This window comes from Curtobacterium sp. MCBD17_034 (genome assembly GCF_003234515.1).
Lineage (GTDB): Bacteria > Actinomycetota > Actinomycetes > Actinomycetales > Microbacteriaceae > Curtobacterium.
In genome coordinates, this window is sequence record NZ_QKTN01000006.1 from 88,047 (window position 1) to 109,643 (window position 21,597).

Consider the following 21,597-nt stretch of genomic DNA (forward strand, 5'->3'; position numbering starts at 1 on the left):
AACCAGGTGCGAGCGACTACGCTGGACGGGTGAGCGCCACGAAGGTCTTCGTCGCCCGCCTGGCCGGGTGCTCCGTCTTCGACCCCGCGGGCGATCGCGTGGGCCGCGTCCGTGACGTCCTCGTCGTCTACCGCCGAGCGGATCCGCCCCGGGTGGTCGGGCTCATCGTCGAGGTCCCCGGCAAGCGCCGCATCTTCGTCTCGATCGGCCGGATCACCTCGATCGGCGCCGGACAGGTCATCACGACGGGGCTCGTGAACATGCGTCGCTTCGAGCAGCGCGGGGGCGAGGTCCGGGTCATCGCCGAGATGCTCGGTCGCCGGGTGCTCGTGACGCGGGACCGCGTCCGCGCCACGATCGAGGACGTCGCGATCGAGGACCGCGGCCAGGGTGACTGGGAGGTCGCGCAGCTCTTCCTCCGCAAGCCGAAGACGACCCCTTCGCCGTTCGGCAAGGGCCCGACGACGTTCGCGTCCTGGAACGAGGTCACCGAGGAGGACACGCTCCCCGGCGAGTCCCAGTCGGCCGAGCACGTCATCGCCGCGTACTCCGACCTGCTGCCGGCCGACCTCGCCTCGACACTGCTCGACCTCCCCGCCGAGCGCCGACTCGAGGTCGCGGGCGAACTCCCCGACGACCGTCTCGCCGACGTGCTCGAGGAGATGCCGGACCAGGAGCAGATCGCCATCCTCTCGGGCCTCGAGGACGCCCGCGCGGCCGACGTCCTCGACCAGATGCAGCCGGACGACGCGGCGGACGTCCTCGCGCAGATGCCGGACGAGCGGAGCGAGGCCCTGCTCGAGCTCATGGAGCCGGAAGAGGCCTCCGACGTCCGCATGCTCCTCGAGTACGCGCCGGACACCGCCGGCGGGCTCATGACGACGGAACCGGTGATCGTCTCGGCCGACGCGACCGTCGCCGAGGGTCTGGCACTCATCCGCCGACACGAGCTCGCCCCCGCGCTCGGCGCCGCGGTGTGCGTCACCCTGCCGCCGTACGAGCCGCCCACCGGACGGTTCCTCGGCTTCGTCCACTTCCAGCGCATGCTGCGATACCCGCCGAACGAGCGCCTCGGCACGCTCGTCGACACCCAGCTCGAGCCCGTCCGCGTCGACGCCAGCGCGGCCGAGGTCACGCGGATCATGGCCACCTACAACCTCGTGTCCGTCCCGGTCGTCGACGACGCCCACCGTCTCGTCGGGGTGGTGACGATCGACGACGTCCTCGACCACGTCCTGCCGGATGACTGGCGAAGTCAGGACGGGCCCTCCGGCCCGGCCTCCAGACCACGGCAACGCACGCGCAGGACCCCGGTGACAGCCGGAAGGAGGACCACAGGTGGCACGAGCACGAGATGACGACCGTCGCCGCACCGACCGCAACGAGCTCCGCCTCGACTCGCCGAAGGGCATGCGGACGCGGGTGCTGCCGAGCCGACGCCGCGGCCGAGGGGACGCCTTCGGCCGACTGACCGAGGCGATCGCCCGCGGCATGGGCACGCCGTGGTTCCTCGTCGGGCTCACGCTGTTCGTCGTGGTCTGGATGGGCTGGAACACGCTCACCCCGGCGGCCTGGCAGTTCGACTCCGCGGCGATCGGGTTCACCGCGCTGACGCTCGTGCTCTCACTGCAGGCGTCGTACGCGGCACCCCTCATCCTGCTGGCGCAGAACCGGCAGGACGACCGCGACCGCGTGCAGTTCGAGCAGGACCGGCAGCGCGCCGAGCGGAACCTCGCGGACACCGAGTACCTCGCCCGCGAGGTCGTCGCGCTGCGCCTGGCCGTCCGGGACATGGCGTCGAAGGACTTCATCCGCTCCGAGCTCCGGTCGCTCCTCGAGGAACTGGATCGTCGCGACGAGGCAGCGGCCGCCGCGGCCGCAGCGGCGGCGTCCGACGCCGCCGACGCCGCCGCGAAGGCCGGACAGGAGACGGCGGCGAGCGGTCTGCATGGCTGAGGTCGCGCCTCCCGGCCGACCCGCGACGACCGGCGACGTCGCGCTCGCGGGTGCCGTCGTGGCCGCGCTCGGTCGTGTGCTCGACCCGGAGATCCGCAGGCCGGTGACCGAACTCGACATGGTCCGGAGTGTCGACGCCGAGCCGGGAGGCACGGTGCGGGTCGACCTGCAGCTCACGATCGTGGGGTGCCCGGCCGCCGACACCATCGAGCGCGACGTCCGCGCGGCCGCCGCGAGCGTGCCCGGCGTGGCCGACGTCGTCGTCGATGTGTCCGTGATGTCCCCGGCCCAGCGGTCGGCCCTGACGGAGCGGCTGCGCGCGGGGCGTCCGCGCGGGGTGCAGTTCACCCCCGAGACCCTCACCCGCGTCGTCGCCGTGACGAGCGGCAAGGGCGGCGTCGGCAAGTCGACCGTCACCGTGAACCTCGCGGTGGCGCTCGCCCGCCGTGGGTTGCGCGTCGGCGTCCTCGACGCGGACGTGCACGGGTTCAGCGTGCCGGGCCTCCTCGGGCTCACCGACGAGCGTGGGCGGGCGCCGCGGCCGACCCGGGTCGACAGCATGATCCTGCCGCCGGTGGCCCACGACGTGAAGGTCGTCTCGATCGGGATGTTCGTCGACGACGCCTCGACGGCCGTGGCCTGGCGCGGGCCGATGCTCCACCGCACGATCACCCAGTTCCTCACCGACGTGTGGTTCGGCGACCTCGACGTCCTCCTCCTCGACCTGCCGCCCGGCACCGGTGACGTCGCGATCTCGGTCGGGCAGCTGCTGCCCCACGCCGAGGTCCTCGTCGTCACCACACCGCAGGCGGCGGCGGCGGACGTCGCCGAGCGGAGCGGCGTCGTGGCGCGCCAGACCGGTCAGCGGGTCGTCGGTGTCGTCGAGAACATGGCCGGCCTCGTGCAGCCGGACGGCAGCGTCCTCGAGCTCTTCGGGTCGGGCGGCGGTGCCGAGACCGCCCGACGGCTGTCCGTCGGGCAGGACGAGCCCGTGCCGGTGCTCGGGAGCGTGCCGCTGTCGGTGGCGCTGCGCGAGGGCGGGGACGCCGGTGTCCCGGTCGTCGCGGCTCACCCCGAGGACCCCGCTGCCGTGGCGCTCACCGCCGTCGCGGACCGTCTCGTCGCGATGGGCCGCGGTCTGGCGGGCCGGAAGCTCGGGCTCGGCGTGCGGTGACCCGCTCGTCGGGGCGTCGGCGCGGTCGCACCGCTGGATTCCGGTCGAACACCGGGATCACGCGGTTCGACCGGAAGCGAGCGGTGCGTCCCGGCGTCGGGAGGCTCGGGTCAGGTCGCTTCGCCGTCGTACGGCGCCGCCTCGCCCGCCTCGAGGGTCTCGACGGGCGCGGTCGCCCGGACCGCCGGCGGGGTGATCGGCTGCGGCGTCTCGCCCACCGAGTCGGCCAACAGCGCGTCACGGATGATGCGCCGGGGGTCGTACTGTCGCGGGTCGAGCTTCTGCCACTCGATGTCGTCGAAGTCCGGCCCCATCTCGTCCCGCATGCGGGTCTTCGCGGTGTCGGCCAGGCCGCGGAGCATCTTGACGAACTGCGCGAGCTTCTGCGCGTACATCGGGAGTCGCTGCGGGCCCAACAGGAACACGGCAATGATCCCGATGACGAGGATCTTGTCGAACGAGATGGACACGGGAGAAGGGTAACGCCTCCGGCGGTCAGGTCACCCGTAGAGTTGATGGCCGAGGAGTGTGCGTGTCAGAGAAAGAGTCGAACTGGAAGTTCGCGGAGGACATCGTCGCGGAGCCCGAGGTCGTGGCCCGTGCGCGGGAACACTCCCTCGAGCTCGGCGTCGAAGCGGTGTCCCCCGCCGTCGGCGCCCAGATGAGCGTCATCGCGGCGGCGTCCCGCGCCACGGGCATCATCGAGATCGGGACGGGGCTCGGCGTCTCGGGGCTGTACCTGCTCGCGGGTGCCCCTGACGCCACGCTCACGACCATCGACGTCGAGGTGGACCACCAGCAGTACGCGCGCGACGCGTTCCTGCACGCCGGTGCCGTGCCGAGCCGCGTGCGCCTCATCCCCGGTCGCGCCGCCCAGGTGCTCCCCCGCATGAACGAGGCCTCGTACGACGTCGTCGTCGTCGACGCGGACCCGGAGAACGTCATCGAGTACGTCGAGCACGGGCTGCGGCTCGCGCGGATCGGCGGGACCGTCCTCGTCCCCCACGCCCTCTGGCGCGGCCGGGTCGCCGATCCCACCAAGCGCGACCGGGCGGCGACGGACTTCCGCACGCTGCTCACCGAGGTCTCGACGTCGGGGGCGGTCCGGAGCGCGCTCTCGCCCGCCGGTGACGGTCTGCTCCAGATGACGAAGGTCACCAGCTGATCAGAGCAGGTGCCGCAGGTACCGCTCCGGCGCGTCCAGGTAGGCGCGCCAGTTCCTGACGAGCTCGAGGTCCTCCCAGGCGGACGGCCGGATGCCCCACCCGCCGACCTCGTGCACGCTCGCACCGGGGAACGACGCCAGGATCGGCGAGTGCGTCGACAGCACGATCTGCGCCCGCGGATCCGTCAGGACGTCCTGCATGAGCCGCATGAGCTCGAGACACCCCTGGAACGACAGCGCCGACTCGGGCTCGTCGAGCAGCCAGAGGCCCGGCCAGGTGGACCGGTCGGCGACGAAGTCGAGGAACGCCTCGCCGTGGCTCCGCTCGTGGAACACCGGTTCGGGCCGTCCGCCCGGGTGCTGCTCCAGGTAGGTGAAGAACCCGTACATGGTCTCCGCGCGCAGGAACGTGCCGTTGCGCTCCGCGCCGGGGTCCCGGACGAGCCGCAGGTGGTCGCCGAGTGTCGACTCGGACGCACGCGTGCGGTGCACCGCTCCGGTCGACCCGCCCTCGGCGTTCAGTCCGAAGGCGATGGCGAGCCCCTCGACGATCGTCGACTTGCCCGCGCCGTTGTCGCCGACGAGGACCGTGCACCGATCGAGGTCGAGCCCGGACTCGAGGACCTGCGCGACCGGTGCGAGGGTCGCTGGCCACACGCCGCGGGGCATGGGGTCACCCCCGCGCTCCTCGATCCGACGGACGGGCAGGCGCGAGGCGGGCATGCGCTCATCCTGCCCGATCCGGGAGGCCCGCTGACCGCCGTCCGGGGAGGCGCGGCGACGGCGATCCGGGCGGCCCGGCGACGGCCGCTCCGGCGGCGGAGACGACGAACCGCCCGGGTCCGAGGACCCGAGCGGTTCGTGTGGTGCGTCGTGACGACTACACCGAGACGACCTCGGCGAGTGCGTCGTGGAGTTCCTTCGCCTCGGCATCGTTGACCGAGACGACCAGACGGCCTCCACCCTCGAGCGGAACCCGCACGATGATGAGTCGACCCTCCTTAACAGCCTCCATCGGCCCGTCACCGGTCCTCGGCTTCATGGCTGCCATCAGATGTCCCCTTTCGTGCAGTACATGCCCCTCCATTATCCGGCACGGAGGGCCGATCTGCGAAACCATCCAGCTCGACGTACCCCGAACCGCCCCGGGAGCCGGATCACGGCGGCGTCCAGTCGTACCCGTTGATCCACCAGCAGGAGTACATCCACGCCACCTGCAGCGCGATCGAGACGGCCACCACGGCGACGCGGTACGTCACCCATCGCGGGCGGGCGACGATCGCGAGCATCGGGAAGAGCGGCATGAGGATGCGCCAGGTGCTCGACTGCGGGAAGAACACCGCGAGCAGGTACACGAAGTACGACGCCGACCAGATCCGCAGCTCCGGCCCGATCGCCCGGGCGGCCGGCATGAGGAGGAACCCGGCGAACCCCGCGAGCACGAGCACGAGCAGGACGCCGCCCGCGGGCTCGTGGAACCACCAGTCGAACCCCTGGATCCACGGCGCGAACGGGACGAGTTCGTGTCGGCCGATGTAGGACTGCCGCCAAGCGAGCTCGGTGTCCGTGTACGCCTTCGGCACCCCGGTGACCGCCCACGCGATGGTCGGCCACGCCAGCCCGACGAGCCCCGCGACCACGGCCACGACCGCCGACGGGATCGCGGCGCGCAGCGACAGGGGGTCCGCGGCACTGCGGCGCACGAACCGCAGCACGAGGTAGCCGACCATCATGAGGGCGATCGCCAGGCCGGTCGGCCGGGTGAACCCGAGGACGACCACGACGGGCAGCATCCACCAGAACCGGCGCGTGACGAGCAGCCACAACGCGAGCGTCAGGAGGAACACCCCCATCGACTCCGCGTAGGCCACCTGGAACATCGTGGACACGGGGGCCACGCAGAACAGCACCGTCGCGAAGGTCGCCGTGCCCTCGGGCAGGAACCGGCCGACGAGACGCCGGAAGAGCAGGGCCGCCGCCCATCCGAACAGCACCGAGACCGTCACCGCGACGACCGCGTACCCCGCCCCGGTCGCCTCCATGAGGCCGCGGACGAGGAACGGGTAGGCGGGCATGAAGGCCCAGGCGTTCTCCGTCACGGCGCCGTCGGTCCCGATCGGCAGTGTCGCGGGGTACCCCGTCTGGGCGATGAGGGCGTACCAACGGCCGTCCCAGATCGTCGCGAAGTCGAGGTAGCGCGGCGAGGCCAGCGTGAACGAGTTCTGGGTCTGGACGCGCGCGAACGCGGCCAGCAGCCCGAAGGTCACGATCCGCGCGAGGACGTACACGATGGTGACGCGGAACCACCACGGCACCATCCGGTACTGCACGAGCAGCCGGACCCGGACCGGCCGTCGCGGGCGCTCCCGCTCCGGCCTCGCGGTCGTCAGGCCGTCAGCCACCGCCGGAGGCCCTCCTCGACCGCGGTGATCTGCGCGACCGGCACGCGCTCCTCGTCGTGGTGGGCGAGCGCCGGGTCCCCGGGGCCGTAGTTGACGGCGGGCACGCCGAGCGCCGAGAAGCGGGCGACGTCCGTCCACCCGTACTTCGGCTTCGGGGCGGCGCCCCCGACCGCGGCGACGAACTCCTGCGCGAGCGGCGCGTCGAGCCCGGGGCGCGCACCGGCCGCGAGGTCGACGATGGTGACGTCGTACCCGTCGAACAGTTCGGTGACGTGCGCCACGGCCTCGTCCGCGGAGCGGGAGGGTGCGAAGCGGTAGTTGACGTGGAGCATGACCTCGTCGGGGATCACATTGCCCGCGATGCCGCCGGTGATCCCGACGGCGTTGAGGCCCTCGCGGTACTCGAGACCGTCGACCTCGACCGTGCGCGGCTCGTAGGCGGCGAGACGGTCGAGCGCCCCGGCGATCTTGTGGATGGCGTTGTCACCGATCCAGGAGCGGGCACTGTGCGACCGCTGGCCGTACGCGCGGACCTCGGCGCGGAGGTTCCCGTTGCACCCGCCCTCGATCTGGGCGTTCGACGGTTCGCCGAGGATCGCGAAGTCCCCGGCGAGCAGCTCGGGCCGCGTGCGAGCGAGGCGCCCGAGGCCGTTCAGGGCGTCGCTCACTTCCTCGTGGTCGTACCAGACCCACGTGACGTCCACGGTGGGGTCGACGAGGTCGTGCGCGAGCTTGAGCTGGACGGCACACCCGCCCTTCATGTCGACGGTGCCGCGGCCCCACAGGACCTCGGCGTCCGCTTCGGTGCGGGTCTGGGTCGGCAGGTTGGCGTTGAGCGGCACGGTGTCGATGTGACCGGCGATGACGACCCGGCGGTCACGGCCGAGCCGCGTCCGCGCCACGATCGCGTCGCCGTCGCGCACGACCTCGAGGTGGTGGAGCGGCGTGAGCACGGCCTCGATGGCGTCCGCCAGTCCGCCCTCGTTCCCCGACACGGACTCGATGTCGCAGATCGCGCGCGTGATGTCAATGGACGAAGCGGTCAGGTCCAGCGTGGCGACGGGCATGGGGGCAGCCTAGCGGGGCCGCCCCGGCACCCGACCGGGAGGCCCGCGACCGCCCGCGTGGACACGCAGGACGAGCGGCTGAGGGGGGCCGGGCCTCCCGTCCGGACGGTCCGCGGACGGACGGAGGGGCGCCGCTACCCTGGTGCCCGTGACCGAATCGAGCAGCAGCACCGACGCCCAGCAGCGTGACCCGGACGCCGTCGGCGACGACCGGGTGCCGACACACGCGTGGGGGCACGGTCTCGCGACGATCGCCGCGGACGGCACGGTCCTCGACACGTGGTTCCCGGCACCGCGGCTCGGCCGACGGCCCGAGGGCACGGACGGTGCCGTTCCCGCCGACCTCGCCGAGGCCGCCGACGACGACCCGCGCCGCGGCGTCCGGCTCACGGTGACGACCGTCGAGATCACCCTCGACGCCGCGCCCGCCTCGACCCCGGATGCGTACCTCCGGCTCCACCTGCTCAGCCACCTGCTCGTGCGGCCGAACACGATCGCGCTCGACGGCGTGTTCGCGCACCTGCCGACCGTGGTCTGGACGAACGCGGGTCCGGTCGCCGCCGACGACTTCCCGCGACTCCGACCGGCACTGCAGCGGGCCGGGATCGTCGCCCACGCGATCGACAAGTTCCCCCGGCTCCTCGACTACGTCGTGCCCGACCGCGTCCGCATCGCGGACGCCGCACGCGTCCGGCTCGGCGCGCACCTGGCCCCGGGCACGACCGTCATGCACGAGGGCTTCGTCAACTTCAACGCGGGCACCCTCGGCGACGCCATGGTCGAGGGCCGCATCTCGCAGGGCGTCGTGGTGGGGCACGGCAGCGACATCGGTGGGGGCGCCTCCATCATGGGGACGCTCTCCGGCGGCGGCACCCAACGCGTGCGCATCGGGGACCGCGCGCTCCTCGGCGCGAACGCAGGGCTCGGGATCTCGCTCGGGGACGACTCCGTCGTCGAGGCGGGCCTGTACGTCACGGCGGGCACGAAGGTCACGCTCGTCGGCGCGGCCCCCGCCCCCGACGGCACCCCCCGGACCGTGAAGGCCGTCGAGCTGTCCGGCGCGCCGAATGTGCTGTTCCGCCGCAACTCGCGGACCGGCGCCGTGGAGGCCCTGCCCCGGTCCGGCACGGGCATCCAGCTCAACGCGGCGCTGCACGCCTGACGGGCGGCCGGTCCGGCCGGCGCCGGGTTGGCTGGCCGGCCACCGCCCGGCCGGCCGGGCCGCTCCCGTTCCGTACGGGGATCAGCCGCGGGGCAGCTGCGGGGATCAGCCGCGGGGCGGCAGGTCGCGCTCGGGGTGGCCGAGGTACAGCTGCTGCGGCCGACCGATCTTGTTCTGCGGGTCGGTGTTGAGCTCGCGCCACTGGGCGATCCACCCGGGCAGCCGGCCGATCGCGAACAGCACGGTGAACATCCGCGGCGAGAACCCCATCGCCTTGTAGATGACGCCCGTGTAGAAGTCGACGTTCGGGTACAGCTTCCGCGACACGAAGTACTCGTCCGCGAGCGCGATGCCCTCGAGCTCCATGGCGATGTCGAGCAGGTCGTCCTGCACCCCGAGTGCCTCGAGGACCTCGTGGGCGGACTCCTTGACGAGCTTGGCCCGGGGGTCGTAGTTCTTGTAGACCCGGTGCCCGAAGCCCATGAGCTTGACGCCGTGTTCCTTGTTCTTCACACGCTCGACGAACCGCGACACCGGCTCGCCCGAGTCACGGATCTTCGCGAGCATCTCGAGCACGGCCTCGTTCGCACCACCGTGCAGCGGACCGTAGAGGGCGTTGATGCCCGCCGAGATCGACGCGAACATGTTCGCCTTCGTCGAGCCGACGAGTCGCACGGTGGACGTCGACGCGTTCTGCTCGTGGTCCTCGTGCAGGATGAGGAGCCGCTCCAGCGCCTTCGACAGGACCGGGTTGACCTCGAACGGCTCGGCCATGGTGCCGAAGTTGAGCCGCAGGAAGTTGTCGACGAAGCTCAGCTGGTTGTCCGGGTACAGGAACGCCTGCCCGATGCTCTTCTTGTGCGCGTAGGCCGCGATCACGGGGAGCTTGGCGAGCAGGCGGACGGTCTGCAGCTCGACCTTCTCGGGGTCGTCGACGTCCATGTCGTCCTCGTAGTAGGTCGACAGGGCGCTCACCGCGCTCGACAGGACGGACATCGGGTGCGCCGAGTGCGGCAGGGCGTCGAAGAGCCGCCGGAGGTCCTCGTGCAGCAGCGTGTGCCGCCGGATGCGGTCGTCGAACGCCGCGAGTTCGTCCGCCGTGGGGAGCTCGCCGTAGATGAGGAGCCAAGCGACCTCGAGGTACGTGCAGTTCGCCGCGATCTGCTCGATCGGGTACCCGCGGTACCGGAGGATCCCCTGCTCGCCGTCGATGTAGGTGATCGAGCTCTTCGTCGCGCTCGTGTTCACGAAGCCGTAGTCGAGCGTCGTGAAGCCGGTCTGCTTCGTCAACGTCGCGATGTCGATGGCCGACGCACCGTCCGTGCTGCGCAGGATCGGGAACTCGGCGGTGCCTCCCGGGTAGTGGAGGACCGCGGTGGGTGCCGCCTCGTCCGGGGTGCCGGTCGAGGGCAGTGTGGCCGCCTTCTGAGCGTCATTGGCAGTGTCAGTCACGACGACAGCCTAAACCGACGACCGTGGCGCACGCGCACGGGAGGCCCGGCGCCCGTCAGCGCGGAACCGGCGACTCCGCCGCGTGGTCGGCGACCGGACCGGTCCCGGACGACCGCAACCGCACGACCGCGGCATCGATGCGCTCGTCGGTCGAGGTGAGGGCGATGCGCACGTGCGAACCACCAGCACTGCCGTAGAACGTGCCTGGCGCGACGAGGATCCCGAGTTCCGCGAGCGCCGCGACCGTGGTCCAGGCGTCCTCGCCGCGCGTCGCCCAGAGGTACAGCCCGGCCTCGCTGCGGTCGATCCGGTAGCCCGCCGCCACGAGTGCCGACGCCAGGCGGTCGCGCCGTCCCGCGTACCGCGCCTTCTGCTCGCGGACGTGGGCGTCGTCGGCGAGCGCGACGATCATCGCCTGCTGCACCGGCGCCGGGGGCATCATGCCGGTGTGCTTGCGGACGGCCAGGACCTCGGCCAGCACCCGCGCGTCACCCGCCACGAAGCCGGCGCGGTAGCCGGCGAGGTTCGACTGCTTGCTCAGCGAGTACACGCTGAGCACGCCGTCGTGCGTGTCTCCGACCACGCGGGGGTCGAGGATGCTCGGCGTCGGGGTGTCGTCGTACGGCGGCTCCCACCCGAGCTCCGCGTAGCACTCGTCGCCCGCGATGACCGCGCCGAGGGCACGGGCTCGCTCGACCGCGACCCGGAGCTCCTCGATCGACAGCACGCGGCCGTCGGGGTTGCCCGGCGAGTTGAGCCAGACGAGCTTCGTCGACGCCGGCCACGACGCGGGGTCATCGGCGGCCAACGCCTCGGCGCCGACGAGGGCCGCGCCGAGCTCGTAGGTCGGGTAGGCGGCCTCGGGGAACACGACCGTGTCACCGGGGCCGATGCCGAGCCACAGCGCGAGTCCGGCGATGAACTCCTTCGACCCGATCGTCGGCAGGACCTCGTCCGTCGTCAGGGTGATCCCCTGGCGTCGGCCGTACCAGGCGACGATGGCCTCGCGCAGCGCGGGGGTCCCGGCCACCTGCGGGTAGGCATGGGCGTCCGTGGCGTCGGCGAGAGCGCGACGGACGAGCTCGGGCGTCGGGTCCACGGGCGACCCGACGCTCAGGTCGACGATGCCGTCCGGATGGCCGCCCGCACGATCCTTCGCGGCGGCGAGCTGGTCCCAGGGGAAGTCCGGCAGGTCGAGCGGCACGGGTCAGCCCCGCGGCGGCTCGGCGAGCACGACCGGGTGGTCCTGATGGATCACACCGACCTTGGCGGCGCCGCCCGGCGACCCGATCTCCTGGAAGAACTCGACGTTCGCCTTGTAGTAGTCCGCCCACTCCTCGGGGAGGTCGTCCTCGTAGTAGATGGCCTCCACCGGGCACACCGGCTCACACGCACCGCAGTCGACGCACTCGTCGGGGTGGATGTAGAGCGAGCGGTCGCCCTCGTAGATGCAGTCGACCGGGCACTCGTCGATGCAGGCGCGGTCCTTGACGTCCACACAGGGCTGGGCGATCACGTACGTCACGGTTCTTCGGTGTCCCTTCGAGGCGGCAGCGTCGAGTCTACTCCGGGCGGGTGGGCGTCCCCGCCGTCGGCGCCGTGACGTCGACGCCGGCCGGACCGCGCTCTCGGCCGTCGGCGGGGACCGTGCCCGCCGGCGGAGCGCCGCGAGGGGGCAACGACGGCCACGCGAGCACGAGCATCGCGATCACGGCCGGCCCGAACGTCCACACGTACCCGGCCGTGTTCGCGAGGACGAGCGGCGAACTCGTCCCGCCGACCGCCACGAGCACCTGGGTGACGAGCAGGACCCCGAGCGCCGCCGCCGTCACCATCCACCGGGAGCGGAAGACGAGCCGGACGCCGAGCAGCAGGCACGCGACGAGCAGCGTCGTGATCACCATGCCGACCGGGAGGCTCCCCAGGGTCTGCTGGTGGGTGATCGTGCCGAGGCCGCCGACCACGGCCCCCGCTGCGAGCGCGGCGACGACGAGCAGTGACTGCACCCCCCGGCCGTGCTCGGCGAACGTCTGCGCCGCCGGCGCTGCGGGTGGCGCGTCGTGCCGGAAGCCCTCGCGCGCGGGCGCCTCGAGCCGTGCGCCGTGCGGCATGACGTACGTCAGGCGCTCGGGCTGCTCGGGGTCGAGGGGATCGACCGTGAGCTGGCTCCGGTACTGCTCGAGCGCGGCACGCACCCGGGGGCGCACCGGCAGCACGTCGACGACGAGGTCGGCCTGACCGCTGTCGGCGTCGACGATGGTCGAGAACGGGACGTCCTCGGCACGGGCGGCGTACCGGGCAGCCGCATGCACCCGCACGTGGTCCGGGTGTCCGTACCCGCCGTCGTCCGCGTAGCTGACCACGGCATCGGCACCCGTCGAGCGGATCGCCGCGCGCACGTCGTCGACGACCTCCCCGAGGTCCGCCGCGGTGAGCGAGTCGGCCGGCGCGTCCGCGGCGGCCGTCGCCCGCCCGTCCGCGGCCCACCGCATGCCGGAGTCGCTGTACCGACGCGGCGGCAGGTCCGTGGGACGGGCGCCGGGGCCGCCGAGCCACAGGTGCCGAGGCCCGCCGAGCGCGGCGAGCGCGGCCGCGATCTCGGTCTCGCGGTGCGCGGCGACCCGGGGCGCGTCGCCGAAGAGCGGCGCGAGCGCCGGCGTGAGCATCTCGCCGCGTTCACCCCGCGTCGCGGTGAGCACCGTCACGTCGGCACCGAGTTCGACCAGGGTCGCGATCGTGCCCCCGGTCGCCAACGTCTCGTCGTCGGGGTGGGCGTGGACGAACAGGACACGCTCGGGGCGCGTCGCCGGGGTGGGCGTGGACATCGCCACCCAGGGTACGGGATCGGCTGGGATCGGCTCGGTGGCGGAGCGCCGCCGGACGGCGGTCAGCGCGGGGTGACGATGTACGTCGCCGTCACGCCGTCGTGGCCGGTCGAGAAGGCGAGCACCACGCGGTACCGGTCGCTCCGGAAGAGGCCGAACGCGCTGCGGGCGTCGCTCCGCACGGCACCGTCCGCGAAGCCGTCCGCGGTGAGCCGAGCGTGTGCCGTCGTGAACTCCGCGACCGAGGCGACGCGGACCTGCACCACCCAGCCCGACCCGGCGGGTCCGCTCCCCCCGCCGAGGACCGTGCCGTCGACGAGCGGGACGGCGTGGGTCGGGAACCCAGCGGGGACCGCACCGTCGGTCGTCACCGCCGCGCCCCGCAGGGCGGCGTCGAGCGCGCCGTCGATGCCGCCGGCCACCTGCCGCATCCCGCGCTGGATCGAACCGCCCGTGACGCCCTGGAGGCCCGACCGGACGCCCGACGCCACCGACGACGCGACCGCCGTCCCGACCCCCGAGACGTGGTCGGTGATCCCGGCGCAACCCGTCAGCCCGACGGCGAGGACCGCCAGGACCGCGGCCGTCGGCACGACCCGCGGTCGCGCCGCACGGCGATGCGCCCGACCGGAACGCGGCGTGCGCGACATCAGGCGAGCCAGGCCCGGGTCGCCGCGACGAAGGCGTCCACCCCGACCGGGATCGACGCCTCGGCGAGCGGGGCGAAGAACGGCGAGTGGTTCGTCGGGACCTCGGCGCCGTCGGCGAACAGCGCCGGGTCCGTCGTGCCCGTGAACCAGTACACGATGGGGGCCTCGGCCGCCGTCGCGAGGTCGCCGACGTCCTCGCTCGCCATGCCGAGCACCGAGTCACCGGCCACGAGCGACGGCACGACCCCCTCGAGGGCGGCCAGCACGCGCCCGGCGGCGTCGGCGTCGTTCACGAGGACGTTCGCCCCCGGCCGCACCCGGACGAGTGGCTCCTCGAGGCCGCCCGCCGCCGATTCCGCCGCGACGATCCGGCGCACCGCCTGCTCGACCTGGTGCCGGGTGTCGTCGGTCTGGGCACGCGTGCTCACCTCGATCGTCACCTCGTCGGGGATGATGTTGGCGCGGGTGCCACCGTGGATGCTGCCGACGGTGACGACCGCGGCCTGCCGGGGACCGACCTCCCGGGCGACGACCGACTGCAGCCGGACGACCGCCGACGCGGCGGCGACCACCGGGTCACGGGTCGTCTGCGGCGCGGAGCCGTGGCCGCCCCGGCCGCGGAACGTGATCGTGAACCGGTCGCTCGCGGCCATCACCGGCCCGGACCCGACCGTCACCCGTCCGACCGGCTCGGGCGCGGTGTGCTGCCCGAGCACGACGTCGGGGCGGGGGACGCGACCGACCAGGTCGTCGTCGACCATCGCGCGGGCACCGCCGATGACCTCCTCGGCCGGCTGGAACACCGCGACGACGGTCCCCGCCCACGAGTCCCGCGTCGCGATGAGCCGCTCGAGCGCACCGAGCAGCCAGGTCATGTGCAGGTCGTGACCGCAGGCGTGCATCGTGCGGGTCTCGGAGCCGTCCTCGTCGACGGCGGTGTGGACGCTCGCGTACGCCAGGCCCGTTCGCTCCGCGACCGGCAGGCCGTCCATGTCGGCGCGGAGCCACACCACCGGGCCGGCAGCGTTCTCGAGGACCGCGACCACGCCCGTGCCACCGACCCCCGTGGTCGGTTCGAGGCCGAGCGATCGGAGATGGTCCGCGACGACACCGGCGGTCCGGTGCTCGGCGAACGCGAGCTCGGGGTGCGCGTGCAGGTCGCGGTAGATGTCGAACAGCGGGAGCGTCGTCACCCGACAACCGTAACCGGCTGCCGTCGACGCGACGGGCATCTCGTCCGGGAACGACGACGCCCGCCGGCTCCGGAGGGGCTGACGGGCGTCGTCGTGTGCGGAGGGACCGCGGCTCAGGCGTCCTGGCGCTTGAGACGCGCCGTGGCCCGGGCCCGGGACTGGGCGTCGAGCTCGACCTTGCGGATCCGGACGGCGTCGGGGGTGACCTCGACGCACTCGTCCTCGCGCGCGAACTCGAGGCACTCCTCGAGCGAGAGCTGCCGGGACGGCGTCATCGACTCGAACGTGTCGGCCGTGGACGACCGCATGTTCGTGAGCTTCTTCTCCTTGGTGATGTTGACGTCCATGTCGTCGGCGCGCGAGTTCTCGCCGATGACCATGCCCTCGTAGACCTCCTCGGTCGGGTTGACGAAGAACGTCATCCGCTCCTGGAGGTTCGTGATCGCGAACGGGGTCACGACGCCGGCGCGGTCGGAGACGATCGAGCCGTTGACGCGCGTCTGGATGGGGCCGGCCCACTCGCCGTACCCGTGCGAGATCGCGTTCGCGATGCCCGTGCCGCGGGTCTCGGTGAGGAAGGCGGTGCGGAAGCCGATGAGCCCACGCGACGGGACGATGAACTCCATGCGCACCCAGCCCGTGCCGTGGTTCGTCATGTTCTCCATGCGACCCTTGCGCGCGGCCATGAGCTGCGTGATCGCGCCGAGGTACTCCTCGGGCGTGTCGATCGTCATGTGCTCGTACGGCTCCTGAAGCTTGCCGTTCTCGTCACGCCGGGTGACGACCTGCGGCTTGCCGACCGTGAGCTCGTAGCCCTCGCGCCGCATCTGCTCGACGAGGATCGCCAGGGCGAGCTCGCCGCGGCCCTGGACCTCCCACGCGTCGGGACGGCCGATGTCGACGACCCGGAGCGAGACGTTGCCGACGAGCTCGCGGTCGAGGCGGTCCTTGACCATGCGCGCGGTGAGCTTGTGCCCCTTGACCTTCCCGACGAGCGGGCTCGTGTTCGTGCCGATCGTCATGGAGATCGCGGGGTCGTCGACCGTGATGGTCGGCAGCGGGCGGACGTCCTCGGGGTCGGTCAGGGTCTCGCCGATGGTGATGGTGTCGAACCCGGCGACGGCGACGATGTCACCCGGGCCGGCCGACTCGGCGGGGAACCGGTCGAGCGCCTTCGTGATGAGGAGCTCCGTGATGCGGGCGTTGACGACGGAACCGTCGTGCTTGACCCACGCGACCGTCTGCCCCTTCTTCATGGTGCCGTGGAAGATGCGGAGCAGCGCGAGACGACCGAGGAACGGCGAGGCGTCGAGGTTCGTGACGTGCGCCTGCAGCGGGTGGGTGTCGTCGTACGTCGGCGCCGGGACGTGCTGGAGGATCGCCTCGAACAGCGGCTCGAGGTCGTCGTTGTCGGGCAGGGTGCCGTCGGCGGGCTTGTTGCGGCTCGCGGCACCGTTCCGGCCGGACGCGTAGACGACCGGGACGTCGAGGATGGCGTCGAGGTCGAGGTCGTCGACCTCGTCCGAGAGGTCCGACGCCAGCCCGAGCAGGAGGTCCTGGGACTCGGCGACGACCTCGTCGATGCGCGAGTCGGGACGGTCCGTCTTGTTGACCAGCAGGATCACGGGGAGCTTCGCCGCGAGCGCCTTGCGGAGCACGAAGCGCGTCTGGGGCAGCGGGCCCTCGGACGCGTCCACGAGCAGGACGACGCCGTCGACCATCGAGAGGCCGCGCTCGACCTCGCCACCGAAGTCGGCGTGGCCCGGGGTGTCGATCACGTTGATCGTGATGCGTCCGCCGTCGTTGAACTCGGCCGCGTGGATCCCGTTGTAGAGCACCGAGGTGTTCTTCGCGAGGATGGTGATGCCCTTCTCGCGCTCGAGGTCGTTCGAGTCCATCATCCGATCCTCGCCCTCGAAGTGGGCGTCGAACGAGTTGGTCTGCGTGAGCATGGCATCGACCAGGGTGGTCTTGCCGTGATCGACGTGTGCCACGATGGCGACGTTGCGCAGGTCGGACCGGGTGGCGAGCGCCATACAGGACTTCCTTAGAGCGTGAGGGAGAGGATCGGGCAGAATGCCCGGCGTCCGAGTCTACCGGGCGCGGACGACCCGGAGGGACCTTGGACGAGGACGTCGACACGCCCACCGCGAACACCGCTCCGCCGACGTCCCGCGGCCGGCTCGCCGCCGAGGTCGTCATCGTCCTCGCCCTGTCACTCGGGGCGAGCGCCGTGTACTCGATCGTCGAGATCGTCGACGACCTGACGAAGACCACGGCGCTGGCGTCGCAGACGACGACGCTGAACACGTCGCAGGACGACCGCTCGCTCTTCGACCTGCTCGACCAGCTCATCGGCGTCGCCGTGGACCTGGCGCCGGTCGCGCTCGTCGCGTTCCTGCTCTGGCGGAGCGCGCGACCACACCTGGCGCGGCTGGGGATCGACCGCTTCCGCCCGCGTGCGGACCTCGGGGGCGCCGCAGGTCTGGCCCTGCTCATCGGCGTCCCGGGGCTCGGCCTGTACTTCGCCGGACGGGCGCTCGGCATCACGGTCGACGTCGTGCCCACCGCGCTCGGCACGTACTGGTGGACGGTCCCGGTGCTCCTGCTGTCGGCGATCCGCTCCGGCCTGCAAGAGGAGGTGATCGTCGTCGGTTACCTGTACGAGCGCCTCGGCCGGCTCGGATGGGGCCGCTGGACGGTGATCACGTCGACGGCGGTCCTCCGCGGCAGCTACCACCTGTACCAGGGCTTCGGCGCGTTCGTCGGCAACGCCGTGATGGGCATCGTGTTCGGCTGGGTGTACACGCGGTGGGGGCGGCTCCTGCCGCTCGTGATCACGCACTGCCTGCTCGACGCCGCGGTGTTCGTCGGCTACCCGTACGTCGCGTCGGCGTTCCCACACCTCTTCGGTGCGCACTGACCGCTCCGTCGATCGGTTCGGCGCCCACCGACCGCGCATCGGATCGGCCGAGACATCGGCGACGGCCCCCAGATCGAGGGGGTTTCGCAGGTCGGCGGTCCAGTGACCGCCCGAGGACGCCTAGCGTGGACGCATGGCGATCCCCGGCGTCGGCGAGCTGGCTCCCGACTTCACCCTCCCCGGCACGCTCCTGCGCCGCGGAGAGCGGACCGACGACGCCTACTCGCTGCGCGCGCAGATCGGCCGGACCGTCGTGCTCGCCTTCTACCCCGGGGACGCGACGCCCGTGTGCACGGCGCAGATGTGCAGCTACGAACGCGAGCTCGACGAGTTCCTGGAGCTCGGGGCCATCGTCTGGGGGGTCAGTCGCCAGGGACTCGACTCGCACGAGTCGTTCGCCCGCGGGGCTTCGCTGTCGTTCCCGCTGCTCGCCGACACCGCGGGCGAGGTCGTCCGTGCGTACGGTGTCCAAGCCCCGGGCATCGGTGTCCGGCGCTCGGTGTTCGTGATCGGCCCGGACGGGGTCGTGCGGTGGCGCCACGTCGGCCTCGTCGGCATGCGGTTCCCGAAGGCCTCGACCATCCGCGAGCACGTCGAGGCACTCGTCGCCTGAGGGCCAGGACCGGAACCCGCGCCCCCGGTTCCGGCGCCCACCGCTCCGCCGGGGCGGCACCGCCGACGCGCGGTGTTCCACTGGACACGGCGCGCCCGGGATGACGTCTTCGACCGGGGGGCTTGACACCCGAACAGGGGGTACCCGTTAATTGGTATCGGAGAGTCATCCTCCTTCAGGACTGTCTCCCCGGGGAATCGGGTCTTTCTCCGGTTCGCGGTGCGTGTCACGCCCGCTCGGCAGAATGTCCCCGGGGAGACCTCTCCCCACTCAGGGACCCGCACCGCATGCTCCACCGCAACACGCAGCACTGCAAGGAGGAATCCGCAGACCGCTGCGGCCCCCGCCGACGGGTACGGCAGGAACCGCAGCTGTCGGCTCCGTTCCCACGACGACCACGGGTAGGTCGTCCGGGAGCGTCCGGCGCAGCACCGGCGATGACGACGGGTACGTCATCGCCGGTGCAGCGGCCACTCGTGTCTGCGACCATGGGAGCGTGAGCGTGCCGCACGACGACCCCGTCCCGTTCCGGCTCGTCGCGCCCGGGATGCGCCGCTTCGCCGTCGCCCTCTGGATCGTCGCCGTCGCCCTCGTGCCCATCGGGCTCATCACCGACGGCCCCCGCGCACTGCTGCTCGTCCCCGCCCCGTCCGCGTTCACGGCGTGGTTCGCCTGGACCGCTCTCTGGCGTCCCCGCGTGCTCGCGACCGCCGACGGCGTCGTGGTCGTCGACGTCCGTCGCACGACGCGGATCGCGTGGGGCCGTGTGCTCGAGGTCCGATCACGGTTCGGCCTGGAGGTCGTCACGAGCGAGGGTGACCGCCGCACGTGGATCGCCCCGCGGCGCACCGCGCGTCTCCGCCTGACCCCCGTCGCACCGCTCGGACCGGGAGGCCCGGCGCAGGCAGCGGAGACCACCCTCACCGTCGCCGAGGCGGCGGACCGCCTCCGGGCCTTCGTCCCGTCCCCGGCACCCCTGGAGGGCCCGCCGCCCGCCGAGGTCACGCCCGCTCGGATCGAGCACCGCGTGCACGGCTGGAGCGTGGTGGCGCTCATCGCGCTCGGCCTGCTCGGGTCGATGGCTGGCGCGCGCATCTGAACCGGGCCTCCCGGTCCGGCCCGGCCCGCACATCGGAACCGGGCCTCCCGGTCCGGCCCGGTGCGCCACCGGAACCGGCCGGGAGGCCCGACCAGGGCCTCCCGTCAGGCGTCCGCGCCGGCCGCCAGGATCGCCCGGCGCAGCTCGCGACGCTCGCGCTGGACCTCCGGGTCCGGCAGCGGGACGGCGGCGATGAGGCGCTGCGTGTACGGGTCCTGCGGGTCACGCAGGATCTGGTCACGCGTGCCGAACTCCGCGAGCTTGCCGTGGTGCATCACCGCGATCCGGTCCGCCAGCACGTCGATGACGGCGAGGTCGTGCGTGATGAAGAGACACGCGAAGCGGAACTCACGCTGCAGGTCCTTGAGGAGCTCGAGGACGGTCGCCTGCACGGACACGTCGAGCGCGCTCGTCGGTTCGTCGGCGATGAGGAGCGCGGGCTTCAGCGCCAGTGCCCGGGCGATGCCGATGCGCTGCTTCTGCCCACCCGACAGCTCGTGCGGGAAGCGGGTCGCGTAGGCGCGCGGCAGCCGGACGCTGTCGAGCAGGGACTCGACCTCGCGGTTGAGCGCGCCGCCCTTGAGGCCCTTCGCGAGCAGCAGCGGCTCACCGATCGACTGCCCGATGGTCATCCGCGGGTTGAGCGACGACGCCGGGTCCTGGAACACGATGCCGGCGTTCTTGTGCACCTGACGGACGAGCGACCGCGTGGACTTCGACAGGTCCACGCCCGTGACGTCGAGACGGCCCGAGGTGATCGGCAGCAGCCCGATCGCCGCGCGACCGAGCGTCGTCTTGCCTGAGCCGGACTCGCCCACGAGACCGACGACCTCGCCCTCGTGCACCGTGAGGTCGACGTGGTCCACCGCACGGAACGCCTTGACGCGCCCGCGGCCCGGGTACTCGATCACGACGTCGTCGAACGCGAGGACCGGCTTGCCGACCTCGGGCACGTCGTGGTGCACGGGATGCACGACGGCGACCGGCTCGTCCGACTCGACGACGTGTTCGAGCGTCTCGGTCACGTCGATGGCCTCGCCACCGGCCTGCCCGAGCCGCGGCACGGCGTCGAGCAGCGTCCGGGTGTACTCGTGGCGGGGGTCCGCGAAGACCGTGGCGACCGTGCCGGTCTCGACGGCCTCCCCCTGACGCATGACGACGATGCGGTCCGCCAGGTCGGCGACGACGCCCATGTCGTGCGTGATGAGCAGGACCGCGCTGCCGAGCTTGCCCGCGAGGTCACGGATCAGGTCGAGGATCTCGGCCTGCACCGTCACGTCGAGCGCGGTCGTGGGCTCGTCGGCGATGAGGAGCTTCGGATCGCACGAGATCGACTGCGCGATCATCGCCCGCTGACGCTGACCGCCGGAGAGCTGGTGCGGGTACGAGTCGAACGCCTTCTGCGGGTCGGGCATCTCGACCATGGCGAGGAGCTCGATCGCGCGGTCGCGTGCCTCGTTCGGCGAGATCCCGTAGTGGATCCGCAGCGTCTCGACGATCTGCGAGCCCACCGTGAACACGGGGTTCAGCGCGGTCATCGGCTCCTGGAAGATCACCGCGATCTCCTTGCCCCGGTAGTCCCGCATCTGCGCCGGACGGAGCCCGAGCAGTTCTGTGCCCTGGAAGCGGACCGAGCCGTTGACGCGGGCGTTCCTGGGCAGCAGCCCGAGGATGGACATGGAGCTGACCGACTTGCCCGAACCGGACTCGCCGACGAGCGCCAGGACCTCCCCGGAGCGGATCTCGTAGCTGAGGTGCTTGACCGCGGGGGTCCAGTAGTCGTCGACGGCGAAGTCGACGTCGAGGTCGGTGACCTCGACGATCGGCGCACCGACCGTGGTCCGGGCGGCAGTCGCGGAGGCGGGCGTGCTCGTGCTCATCGACGTCCGGTCCTTTCCCGGCCGCACGAGGCGACC

21 protein-coding genes are annotated in these 21,597 nt (G+C 72.3%); 8 read left to right on the forward strand and 13 right to left on the reverse strand.

The window, feature by feature from the left end; genetic code table 11:
- Positions 1–29 precede the first annotated feature (29 nt).
- Genes DEI92_RS11915 through DEI92_RS11925 form a run of 3 tightly spaced genes read left to right on the forward strand, consistent with a single transcriptional unit; the run spans position 30 to position 3,130 of the window.
- On the forward strand, positions 30–1,358 hold the full coding sequence (locus DEI92_RS11915) for a magnesium transporter MgtE N-terminal domain-containing protein (RefSeq protein WP_111010847.1): 1,329 nt from the start codon (positions 30–32) through the stop codon (positions 1,356–1,358).
- A 52-nt stretch (positions 1,359–1,410) separates the two neighbouring features.
- On the forward strand, positions 1,411–1,956 hold the full coding sequence (locus DEI92_RS11920; protein WP_111013692.1) for a DUF1003 domain-containing protein: 546 nt from the start codon (positions 1,411–1,413) through the stop codon (positions 1,954–1,956).
- Positions 1,949–3,130, forward strand: coding sequence for an Mrp/NBP35 family ATP-binding protein (locus DEI92_RS11925; protein ID WP_111013641.1), 1,182 nt, complete (start codon positions 1,949–1,951; stop codon positions 3,128–3,130). Before DEI92_RS11920 ends, DEI92_RS11925 begins: the two co-directional genes overlap by 8 nt.
- Positions 3,131–3,240: 110 nt before the next feature.
- On the opposite strand, the gene DEI92_RS11930 is transcribed toward DEI92_RS11925, so the two are convergent.
- A complete protein-coding gene (locus DEI92_RS11930; protein WP_111010849.1) occupies positions 3,241–3,600 on the reverse strand; it encodes a Sec-independent protein translocase TatB in 360 nt (119 codons plus the stop codon).
- A gap of 62 nt (positions 3,601–3,662) precedes the next feature.
- Here DEI92_RS11930 and DEI92_RS11935 point away from each other — a divergent pair, with 62 nt between their 5' ends.
- On the forward strand, positions 3,663–4,295 hold the full coding sequence (locus tag DEI92_RS11935) for an O-methyltransferase (protein ID WP_111010850.1): 633 nt from the start codon (positions 3,663–3,665) through the stop codon (positions 4,293–4,295).
- Here DEI92_RS11935 and DEI92_RS11940 read toward each other — a convergent pair whose 3' ends face one another.
- The 4 genes from DEI92_RS11940 to dapE form a co-directional block, all read right to left on the reverse strand.
- On the reverse strand, positions 4,296–5,018 hold the full coding sequence (locus DEI92_RS11940; RefSeq protein WP_111013642.1) for an AAA family ATPase: 723 nt from the start codon (positions 5,016–5,018) through the stop codon (positions 4,296–4,298).
- A gap of 157 nt (positions 5,019–5,175) precedes the next feature.
- Positions 5,176–5,346 (reverse strand): DUF3117 domain-containing protein, encoded by a 171-nt coding sequence (locus DEI92_RS11945; protein ID WP_111010852.1) that lies wholly within the window; start codon positions 5,344–5,346, stop codon positions 5,176–5,178.
- Positions 5,347–5,452: 106 nt separating this feature from the next.
- On the reverse strand, positions 5,453–6,697 hold the full coding sequence (locus DEI92_RS11950; protein WP_111013643.1) for a hypothetical protein: 1,245 nt from the start codon (positions 6,695–6,697) through the stop codon (positions 5,453–5,455).
- On the reverse strand, positions 6,682–7,764 hold the full coding sequence (gene dapE / locus DEI92_RS11955; RefSeq protein ID WP_111013644.1) for a succinyl-diaminopimelate desuccinylase: 1,083 nt from the start codon (positions 7,762–7,764) through the stop codon (positions 6,682–6,684). Before dapE ends, DEI92_RS11950 begins: the two co-directional genes overlap by 16 nt.
- Before the next feature lie 214 nt (positions 7,765–7,978).
- Between dapE and dapD the strand changes: the two genes are divergently transcribed.
- Entirely contained in the window at positions 7,979–8,926 is a 948-nt protein-coding gene (gene dapD / locus DEI92_RS11960) for a 2,3,4,5-tetrahydropyridine-2,6-dicarboxylate N-succinyltransferase (protein WP_258370189.1), read from the forward strand.
- Positions 8,927–9,031: 105 nt separating this feature from the next.
- Here dapD and DEI92_RS11965 read toward each other — a convergent pair whose 3' ends face one another.
- From DEI92_RS11965 to typA, 7 genes are all read right to left on the reverse strand, one after another.
- Complete coding sequence (locus DEI92_RS11965; protein WP_258376531.1) at positions 9,032–10,261, reverse strand: citrate synthase; 1,230 nt, start codon at positions 10,259–10,261, stop codon at positions 9,032–9,034.
- A 172-nt stretch (positions 10,262–10,433) separates the two neighbouring features.
- Entirely contained in the window at positions 10,434–11,582 is a 1,149-nt protein-coding gene (dapC, locus tag DEI92_RS11970; protein ID WP_111013645.1) for a succinyldiaminopimelate transaminase, read from the reverse strand.
- A gap of 3 nt (positions 11,583–11,585) precedes the next feature.
- Complete coding sequence (gene fdxA, locus DEI92_RS11975) at positions 11,586–11,903, reverse strand: ferredoxin (protein ID WP_111010856.1); 318 nt, start codon at positions 11,901–11,903, stop codon at positions 11,586–11,588.
- Between the two features lie 37 nt (positions 11,904–11,940).
- Positions 11,941–13,203: a PIG-L family deacetylase gene (locus tag DEI92_RS11980; RefSeq protein WP_146249150.1), complete on the reverse strand. Its 1,263-nt coding sequence runs from the start codon at positions 13,201–13,203 to the stop codon at positions 11,941–11,943.
- 62 nt (positions 13,204–13,265) lie between these two features.
- Positions 13,266–13,853: a hypothetical protein gene (locus DEI92_RS11985; RefSeq protein WP_111013647.1), complete on the reverse strand. Its 588-nt coding sequence runs from the start codon at positions 13,851–13,853 to the stop codon at positions 13,266–13,268.
- Positions 13,853–15,046, reverse strand: coding sequence for an amidohydrolase (locus tag DEI92_RS11990; protein WP_258370187.1), 1,194 nt, complete (start codon positions 15,044–15,046; stop codon positions 13,853–13,855). The genes DEI92_RS11985 and DEI92_RS11990 overlap by 1 nt, the downstream gene beginning before the upstream one ends.
- Positions 15,047–15,159: 113 nt before the next feature.
- Positions 15,160–17,082: a translational GTPase TypA gene (gene typA, locus DEI92_RS11995; RefSeq protein ID WP_111013649.1), complete on the reverse strand. Its 1,923-nt coding sequence runs from the start codon at positions 17,080–17,082 to the stop codon at positions 15,160–15,162.
- Positions 17,083–17,168: 86 nt separating this feature from the next.
- Here typA and DEI92_RS12000 point away from each other — a divergent pair, with 86 nt between their 5' ends.
- The 3 genes from DEI92_RS12000 to DEI92_RS12010 all read left to right on the forward strand — a co-directional run bounded on the left by DEI92_RS12000 (position 17,169) and on the right by DEI92_RS12010 (position 19,681).
- The gene (locus DEI92_RS12000) at positions 17,169–17,969 is read left to right on the forward strand and encodes a CPBP family intramembrane glutamic endopeptidase (RefSeq protein WP_111010861.1); all 801 of its coding nucleotides are present in this window, start codon (positions 17,169–17,171) and stop codon (positions 17,967–17,969) included.
- A 133-nt stretch (positions 17,970–18,102) separates the two neighbouring features.
- Positions 18,103–18,582: a peroxiredoxin gene (locus DEI92_RS12005; RefSeq protein WP_111013650.1), complete on the forward strand. Its 480-nt coding sequence runs from the start codon at positions 18,103–18,105 to the stop codon at positions 18,580–18,582.
- Between the two features lie 496 nt (positions 18,583–19,078).
- Positions 19,079–19,681, forward strand: a complete 603-nt coding sequence (locus DEI92_RS12010; protein ID WP_111013651.1) for a hypothetical protein — start codon at positions 19,079–19,081, stop codon at positions 19,679–19,681.
- 104 nt (positions 19,682–19,785) lie between these two features.
- Here DEI92_RS12010 and DEI92_RS12015 read toward each other — a convergent pair whose 3' ends face one another.
- The gene (locus DEI92_RS12015) at positions 19,786–21,561 is read right to left on the reverse strand and encodes an ABC transporter ATP-binding protein (RefSeq protein ID WP_111013652.1); all 1,776 of its coding nucleotides are present in this window, start codon (positions 21,559–21,561) and stop codon (positions 19,786–19,788) included.
- Between the last annotated feature and the right edge of the window lie 36 nt (positions 21,562–21,597).

Excerpts from the sequence above, each read along its gene's own strand:
- DEI92_RS11920 (WP_111013692.1), top strand. The coding sequence starts at position 1,411 with ATGCGGACGCGGGTGCTGCCGAGCCGACGCCGCGGCCGAGGGGACGCC.
- DEI92_RS11925 (WP_111013641.1), top strand. The coding sequence starts at position 1,949 with ATGGCTGAGGTCGCGCCTCCCGGCCGACCCGCGACGACCGGCGACGTC.
- DEI92_RS11940 (WP_111013642.1), bottom strand. The coding sequence starts at position 5,018 with ATGCCCGCCTCGCGCCTGCCCGTCCGTCGGATCGAGGAGCGCGGGGGT.
- DEI92_RS11945 (WP_111010852.1), bottom strand. The coding sequence starts at position 5,346 with ATGGCAGCCATGAAGCCGAGGACCGGTGACGGGCCGATGGAGGCTGTT.
- dapE (WP_111013644.1), bottom strand. The coding sequence starts at position 7,764 with ATGCCCGTCGCCACGCTGGACCTGACCGCTTCGTCCATTGACATCACG.
- DEI92_RS11980 (WP_146249150.1), bottom strand. The coding sequence starts at position 13,203 with ATGTCCACGCCCACCCCGGCGACGCGCCCCGAGCGTGTCCTGTTCGTC.
- DEI92_RS11985 (WP_111013647.1), bottom strand. The coding sequence starts at position 13,853 with ATGTCGCGCACGCCGCGTTCCGGTCGGGCGCATCGCCGTGCGGCGCGA.
- typA (WP_111013649.1), bottom strand. The coding sequence starts at position 17,082 with ATGGCGCTCGCCACCCGGTCCGACCTGCGCAACGTCGCCATCGTGGCA.
- DEI92_RS12005 (WP_111013650.1), top strand. The coding sequence starts at position 18,103 with ATGGCGATCCCCGGCGTCGGCGAGCTGGCTCCCGACTTCACCCTCCCC.
- DEI92_RS12015 (WP_111013652.1), bottom strand. The coding sequence starts at position 21,561 with ATGAGCACGAGCACGCCCGCCTCCGCGACTGCCGCCCGGACCACGGTC.